6 protein-coding genes are annotated in these 7,725 nt (G+C 44.7%); 4 read left to right on the forward strand and 2 right to left on the reverse strand.

What is annotated here, in order from left to right; all coding sequences use genetic code 11:
* Positions 1-422: 422 nt before the first annotated feature.
* Together PsAD26_RS17115 and PsAD26_RS17120 are read left to right on the forward strand one after the other, a co-directional pair.
* Complete coding sequence (locus PsAD26_RS17115; RefSeq protein WP_063290896.1) at positions 423-1,622, forward strand: alpha/beta hydrolase; 1,200 nt, start codon at positions 423-425, stop codon at positions 1,620-1,622.
* 660 nt (positions 1,623-2,282) lie between these two features.
* Positions 2,283-2,588: a transposase gene (locus PsAD26_RS17120; RefSeq protein WP_063311428.1), complete on the forward strand. Its 306-nt coding sequence runs from the start codon at positions 2,283-2,285 to the stop codon at positions 2,586-2,588.
* Positions 2,589-3,112: 524 nt separating this feature from the next.
* Here PsAD26_RS17120 and metG read toward each other — a convergent pair.
* Both metG and PsAD26_RS17130 read right to left on the reverse strand, forming a co-directional pair.
* Positions 3,113-4,828, reverse strand: coding sequence for a methionine--tRNA ligase (gene metG / locus PsAD26_RS17125; RefSeq protein ID WP_063311429.1), 1,716 nt, complete (start codon positions 4,826-4,828; stop codon positions 3,113-3,115).
* 233 nt (positions 4,829-5,061) lie between these two features.
* Positions 5,062-5,749 (reverse strand): IS6 family transposase gene (locus tag PsAD26_RS17130; protein ID WP_244278264.1). Its coding sequence is split into 2 segments (ribosomal slippage): positions 5,062-5,694 and positions 5,696-5,749, totalling 687 coding nucleotides; the frame shifts between segments, so codons are not numbered across the junction.
* A 305-nt stretch (positions 5,750-6,054) separates the two neighbouring features.
* On the opposite strand from PsAD26_RS17130, the gene PsAD26_RS17135 reads away from it, so the two are divergent.
* Positions 6,055-6,366: a hypothetical protein gene (locus PsAD26_RS17135; protein WP_063311430.1), complete on the forward strand. Its 312-nt coding sequence runs from the start codon at positions 6,055-6,057 to the stop codon at positions 6,364-6,366.
* A gap of 55 nt (positions 6,367-6,421) precedes the next feature.
* Positions 6,422-7,447 (forward strand): peptide antibiotic transporter SbmA, encoded by a 1,026-nt coding sequence (sbmA, locus tag PsAD26_RS17140; RefSeq protein WP_063311431.1) that lies wholly within the window; start codon positions 6,422-6,424, stop codon positions 7,445-7,447.
* Positions 7,448-7,725: the final 278 nt, after the last annotated feature.

The raw sequence follows: 7,725 nt of genomic DNA on the forward strand, positions 1-7,725 counted from the left end.
AGAACTCTTCAAAATCGCCGCTTGCGTTACCACGCGCAAGCCGCTTAACATCAACATGCAAACCGGGCCAAACACGCCGCTATTCAGAAGCTAATTCTGTCTAACTTCATTCGACGACGGACACCTTCGCGGGTGCAGCAAATCGCTTGTGACCATTTGCGGACATTCGGCCTAATTCTAGGAAGGTCCAGTTAGCATGTCACTTCAATCAAAGGTTGATTTCGGTCAGCTTGTTGTTGAGCGACCATACTGAACATTCAAGCTCTCTCCGGATTCCCTGGTATGCGTCCGCTCTGGAGTTCGTTCCTGATCCCGGAAAATTTCATTATATTCGCTAAGCGGCCATTTTAAGCTGATTAATTCTAAGGATTTTTACATCCCATGTGTATCTTCAGTTTTGATTTCAGAAAAGAGGGATCACCATGAAGATTTCTTACGTGAACCAATACCCGCCGCGCTTCAAAACCAATGATGGCCGCATAGTGAATGTTAAGGTTTCCAGCAAAAAAAACAATATTCTCGAGGCCGTTGAGGAAAATTCGAACAGCCTTCGTCAAAAATACGACGAATTGGGAATGGAACGTTGTTATGTGCATGACTTGACGATTGGTGCGCCCGATATCGACGATGTAATGGAAAAATTACCAAAAGTCGATGACATTTACCGAAGGACAATGGGGGGGGGGCGCTTCGGAGATGTTGCGCTGGTCGAAGACGACAAGTTCACCTTTGAAGCTAATATTGTTCAGCTTCCTGAAGGCAATGATGTTATATTCGATGGCTACACTTCCAAGGAGTTGTTCGACCAATTCCATACGTTTTTCACGTCCCCGGATGCTGGGGAACTCGCAAAGCAGTGGATCGAAACGAAGCTTTCAAGCCACTGTGAGAAACATGAAATTACTACCGGAGGTCAACCATTCTATCGCAGTAACTTGGATCTCTTTGTGCCAAAAGATCAAAAAGCACTGCGCCCACTACTGATCCATATTCATGGTGGTTATTGGCAGTACACACAAAAGGACATCTACTACCAGATTGCAAACTCATTCACTCAAGAAGATGTCCTGGTTGCAAATCTCAACTACCCGCAAGTGCCAGATGTCTCTATTCAAGAAATGATCGAAGTCGTTAAGAAATCGATCCGCTATCTTTATGTCAACGCAGAAAAATGGGGCATAGATCGAGACAGAATATCAGTTGCGGGGCACTCTTCAGGTGCACATCTGACTGCTTGCATGGGTGTCTTCAATTGGTCACAATTAGATCCAGATCTACCGGGATCTATATTCAAGAACGTAGTTGCTTTTTCTGGTGGTTACAATATGGAACCTTACATGCACGACGCTCAAAACTACCAGATGGGGATTTCACCGGAAGATCTGCCTTTCATGAGTCCTTTACATTTGCCATGCCATCGCGGAGCGAAATTCACTCTTTATGCTGGCTCTAAGGAAAGCGCCGAATATCAAGCACAAACCAAAGACTTCTACGATCACTTGGTCCATAATCGTGTTGAGGCAGATTTGCGGATTATCGAACAGGGTGATCACTTCTCGGTAATCAATGAGTTCTATACGCACGGAGGCCCCATATTCAACCACGTACTCTCGATACTATAGGAGCGTGATGGTGTGGCGCGCGCTTGAGGAGGATGACCCCGACGCTGTTGCGTAAATTCGCTTCAGGCGTATATTCTAGCTGTTCTTTCTTTCAGTGAAGGTGCACGCCATGCTGTTTAAAGCCAATGCTGATCGCTAACATAAGTTTGCCAAAGCCATCATCGTTAGGTCGGCTTCACCGAGCGCTTACTTCCAGATAGCTTTGACATGAGGTTTTGAGCGTTCGAGCATTTAACCACCTTCCAAGAACTGGGTCTCAAATGGATCGTAATGCCGCCCTACGCAGTGAGACATGTAAATTATAACTTTGCGGTGATGCTGGCAGTTATCATCACTCAAAGTCAACGACTGATTTCATAACAGTGCCGTACGATTTAGGCTTCTGCCAACAAAATCCTATGGTTTTGGAAATAGTGACGAGTCAGTTTGAAGGAGACGGTCAAAACCCTTCAAGCAAACAGTCTCAGCCCCTGATAGAGCCGAATGAATGTCCGCAGTTGGCGGTGGATTCAACAGGTCGCGGCAACTCACTCTGAGAACTTCTAGTTATTCCTAGCACGTTGCAACATAACCATTAGCATGCGTAATCGGGCTCGTCCTTCATGAGAGGACAGCTCCTGTTAAGATCGCAGCATATTGCTGCGAGGATGGGAGAGTACCATGGAATACTATGCTGGTTTAGATGTTTCTTTACGGTCTGTTTCGATCTGTGTGATTGACGGCGAAGGCAAGATTATATTTGAACGCTCGGTTGCCTGCGAAGTTGATGTTATCGCCAATACCTTAGCTCAGACGTCGTTGCTTATCACCCGCATTGGCTTTGAAGCTGGAACAATGAGCCAGCCTCTGTTTTACGGCTTGAAGGAACAACACGGCTTTGACGTTGTCTGCATGGAGGCAAGGCAAGTGAATGCGGCTCTGTCTGCTATGCGTAACAAGACCGATAAGAATGATGCACCGGCATAGCGCAGGTTCTGCGCTCCGGCTGGTATAGCCCAGTGCATATGAAAAGCCGCCGTTCGCATGCAATGCGTACGCTCCTGAGCAGTCGCAAGGCCTGCTTGCGTAAATGCATAGACTTGACAAACGAGGTACGCGGGCTCTTGAAGGTTTACGGCCTGCGTCTGCAGGAACGGATTAAACACACACGCTTTGATGCAACAGTGCGACCGTTTATCGAAGTCCACCCAGATTTGAGCCTGGCGCTGGTTCCGCTTCTGGGGGCCAGAACAAGTTTTGCTCGCAGGCGTACGCTAAGCAATTTATCTTTTATAGTCAGTAAGGTGCCTAATAATGTCCGTTTACTGATAGGGACAAATTACTTGGCCATAAAATAGGTAGATATCCTTTTGAACATTCCAATGTTCTCTGTTTGTCTGTCTTACCGTGCGATTTTTGACAGATCTTGTCCTTGCCCCAAGTTTGCGACAAAACCACTGATCGAAACTGAAATTATCTTTCTTACTTAATCACCAGAACTAATGCTAGCGTTAAACCGATAGCGCTCCACCGTATACTGTCGACCAGTTTTCTATATCATCGGTACATATTTTTCGGAATAGAACCTCTAATTCGCCTAGGTTCTCTCCTGACTGCAAACTTGTAATTTCGTCAAGAGCATCTTTTGTTGGCCAGGTGAGCTTATCTTGTTTACCAAGAGCCATAAAAATCTTTTCCGATGTAAATGGAACAAAAGGAGCAGAAAGTCTCGCAATAATTTGAATAAGACTAAGCGCAATGTACACGCTGGTTCCCGCTCGTTGTGGATCTGTTTTAATTTTAGACCATGGTTCAGCACTTTGAAAATATTCATTCCCTTTAACCCAAAGTCTACGCAACTCCCTTGTTGCTTTACGATATTCCATTGCCTCGAAATGTGAAGTAATTGTTTCGATGCTTTGTGAGAGGTCCTTGACGAGTTTATCTTCCAATGCACCCATTGAGGTGATGGTAGGAATTTTGCCATCAAAACGAGAATGAGCAAACCTAAAAACACGGTTGACAAAATTACCCAAAACATCAGCGAGATCTGAGTTTACGGAAACTTGGAAACGTTCCCATGTGAATGCACTATCATCATTCTCTGGTGCGTTAGACAAGATATACCAACGCCAATAATCAGCCGGAAGTATCTTGAGAGCTTGATCCATAAAAACACCTCGTTGTTGAGATGTCGAGAATTTCCCTCCATACCAGTTCAACCAATTGAACGATTTAAGTTGATCAACTGTTTTCCAAGGTTCTCCGCTTCCTAGCAGAGTTGCAGGAAAACTAACAGTATGGAAGGCGACATTGTCTTTACCCATAAACTGAACATAAGTGACATCATCTGCACCTTGATCAACGCGCCACCATCGCTTCCAGTCCGAACCATGGTGTTCTGCCCAGTCCATGGTTGCAGCAATGTACCCTATCGGAGCATCAAACCAAACATAGTATACTTTCGCTTCAAATCCTTCTCGTATTTTCCCATTTTTTGTTACGGGCACTCCCCAACTCAAATCACGAGTTATTCCTCGATCACTTACCCCTTCATTTAAGTGCTTGTAGGCAATAGAACGCGTTAACGATGGCCAGTTTTGCGCACGTTCATCTACCCATATCTTTACCGTCTCTTGAAGTTTCGATAAACGCAAGTGTAAGTGTTTGGTGGGCCTAACTTCGAGGTTTCTAGCGTTTGAAATTACACTATATGGATTGATTAAATCCACGGGGTCAAGTAGTTCTCCGCAATTATCACATTGATCTCCTCGAGCGCTGTCGAACTGACAATGTGGACAATTACCTTCTACGTATCGATCTGGTAGAAACCTCTCATCATCAGGGGAAAATATCATCTGGTCTGTACGCTCTTCAATAAGCCCTTTACGCGCTAGAACCTCGCCAAAATGCTGTGTCAAATATTTGTTCGCAGAACTTGAAGTTCTGCCGAACCAATTCCAACTCATACCAAATGCTTTTCCGACTTGGGCTTGTACGTCATGCTGTTTTGTGCAGAAGGTCTGTATATCTTGACCAGCTTTCGTTGCAGCGATTTCGGCTGGTGTGCCATGCTCATCTGTTGCACAGATATAGAGCACCTCGTTCCCCATCGCTCTTTGGAAACGAGCGTAAGCATCCGCTGGCAACATCGACCCAGCTAAGTTTCCGAGATGCTTAGTACCGTTAATGTAGGGGAGCGCTGAGGTAATCAATATTCGTTTCATTACTTTTCCAGAACACAAGTTTGAGAACACAACCTTAAAATACTCAGAGCCTATTTTATTGATAAGCATACATCGAAACAGTACAATATTCACAAATAGATGGCTATCGGTAGTCTACAAAAAAGACTTCACTTTTGTAATAATACAGAATCTACAGAGATATCCGAGAACAGGCGCTAGGTTTTGTCGCAAACTTGTGGCCTGCTTGCAATACACCTTGGGTGCAGGCGCAACTATCCTGCGAGCGCCATGAACTGACGGTAGGCTGGAACGACCTGCTGATCCAGTTGGCCTTTCCTGATCAGATGAGCGGTCTCGATACCAGCAACTGTCGCTTGAGCTGAATGAAAGGCCTTGAAGCCCATCATTGGTTTGGTCAGCCTCTTGATGAAGCGGTGATCTTGCTCAATGATATTATTCAGGTATTTAACCTGCAAGATATCAATGAAAGACCACCAATAGCCAGCAAGAAGCAAATAGAGGTTGATGTTAATTAGCCCAGCCCGGTTGGCTCGGCTTTTGTCCATCACCACTTTCTCCGGCAATAAATTGCTGCCAATGGCGTTCTCAAAAAACGTAGTCGCTGCTGCTTCATCGCGGGTTTTTGAGAGCATAAAGTCAACGGTATCACCATGTTTATCAATGGCACGGTACAGGTAAACCCATTCACCTTTGACCTTCAGGTAGGTTTCATCCATGCGCCATGAGGTTCCAACTTTTCGCTTTTTCTTCCTGGCTTCGTCTGCAATCAGCGGTGAATATTTTACAACCCAGCGATTGAGAGTAGCGTGGTCAGCTTCTACGCCGCGCTCTTGCATGATTTCCTCCAGTTCGCGGTAGGAAACCGAATAGCGGACGTAGAAAAAAAACAGCATACAAGATCGCATCTTTTGGGTATTGGACGCCTTTAAAACTGATCAATGCAACAAGCCTCAAGCCATGAATTCAGAGCAAGCTGATTGTACCCGAAAATACGGGAGCAGAAAACCGATTAAACTTTGCGACAGAACCGCCGTCCATCCCATTACTCTCCTATCGTGGTCGATCGGAAGCGAAAAGATAATTAGATAGTGGATCTCTACTTTCTCTTAGCCTGCCTATTAAATTATACCTGAAGAAATATCATTGTTAAATCTATAGATACCGCGTTCGGAAGTGGTTAATATTCTGAAATATATTTTCGGCAACGCCCTTGTTTATTATCTTCACTCAAAGAGGATTTCTTAATGCGGCTTTTACCTTTCATTTTGCTTCTAGCCACACTTAAATATACCCTTACAGCAAATGCTGAGGAAGAAGTTGAAAAGCTCGCCATTGTTATTTCGTCAGAGGCATTATGCAACCTAGAATATAATAAAATTTCGGTTGAACGCCGCGTAAGTAAAATTTTTAATCCTGATTACTTCAGACACCCTGAAAATATCGCCTTATTTCACCAATTGGCTATTCCGTCACCTAAAGAAATGAATGAAGATGAAAAAACAAAGTATTGTAACTTTATTCGCCAAGCTGCAAAGAGACTTGGATTAATAGAATAACTGCACTTTGTAAGACAAATCGGGTGCCGGCTCATGCTGATTGGAGATTTAAGATTTGTACCGTTCTTTTTTTGGAAATCTCAAATGGTTTCATTGGTCTGTACTTGGGTCCATTCTGATACTGTCGGTGACTTGGTATAAGGTTCAGCTGGATGTGGAGATTAATGAGTGGTTCGGTACATTTTACAATATGATCCAGAAGGCTTTGGCTGAGCCTGGCTCTGTTAGTTACGAGACCTATCTTGCTGAGCTGCTTAATTTTGCTGAGATCGCTGTTTTTTTAATAGTGATCGCCGTAATACTTGAATTCTACATCCAGCACTACATCTTTCGTTGGCGCAAAGCCATGAACGACTACTATATGCAGAATTGGCATTTGGTTCGCCATATCGAAGGTGCATCACAACGTGTTCAGGAAGACACTATGCGTTTTGCCCGCATCATGGAGGGGCTTGGGGTCTCCTTTATGCGCTCTATTATGACTCTGATGGCTTTCCTGCCTATTCTATGGGGCCTCTCCGCTGAAATCACAGAGCTCCCTGTCATTGGTCAAATTGATAACGCTCTCATTTTTGTAGCAGTTTTTTTTGCGGTGTTCGGCACAGTATTGCTCGCTGTGGTTGGCATCAAACTACCAGGATTAGAGTTTCAAAACCAGAAAGTTGAAGCAGCCTACCGCAAAGAACTCGTTCTTGCGGAAGATAGCGAAAAACATGCCCACCCCAAAAGTATTAGAGAGCTATTTGGTGATGTGCGTACTAACTATTTTCGCCTCTATCTTCATTACTTGTATTTTGGCGTCGCACGCTGGTCTTATCTACAGTTTGGGGTCGTTGTGCCTTATATTGCGCTTGGCCCAACAATTGTTTCTGGTGCGATTACCCTTGGTATGATGCAGCAGATTGTACGTGCATTTGGACGGGTAGAAAGCTCTTTTCAGTTCCTCGTCAATTCATGGAGTACCATTGTTGAGTTGATATCGATATACAAACGGTTGAGAGCATTTGAAGTTGTGATACGAGTTCATCAGAAGCAATCGCAAGAAAAAAGAGCTGAACTCACGCAGAAGCTGTCAGCTTAACTCGAACTTGGTCTTAATGTTTTCCTCCAATTGCCAATCCCTTTCCGGTCCGGAAGCAGCCGCCCACCAATGCAATTACCGGAGCAAACAGCGTCTCCACCAAGCACACCTGCGATGACAAACAATAGATGGCGCTATCAACTTAACCTGAAGCTGGTCGCACACGTTTTCTGCAGCCGCCTTTAGGCGTCAAGCATTGCAGCCTGTTTCCATAGTGAGAAGGCGTTGATGCGATGAAGGTGAATGTCGATTGTAGAACGTTGGTGGCGAGGTGGATC

The organism is Pseudovibrio sp. Ad26 (assembly GCF_001623285.1).
Taxonomy (GTDB): Bacteria; Pseudomonadota; Alphaproteobacteria; order Rhizobiales; family Stappiaceae; genus Pseudovibrio; species Pseudovibrio ascidiaceicola.

Coding starts and splice junctions, on each gene's coding strand:
- PsAD26_RS17115 (WP_063290896.1), top strand. CDS start 423: ATGAAGATTTCTTACGTGAACCAATACCCGCCGCGCTTCAAAACCAAT.
- PsAD26_RS17120 (WP_063311428.1), top strand. CDS start 2,283: ATGGAATACTATGCTGGTTTAGATGTTTCTTTACGGTCTGTTTCGATC.
- metG (WP_063311429.1), bottom strand. CDS start 4,828: ATGAAACGAATATTGATTACCTCAGCGCTCCCCTACATTAACGGTACT.
- PsAD26_RS17135 (WP_063311430.1), top strand. CDS start 6,055: ATGCGGCTTTTACCTTTCATTTTGCTTCTAGCCACACTTAAATATACC.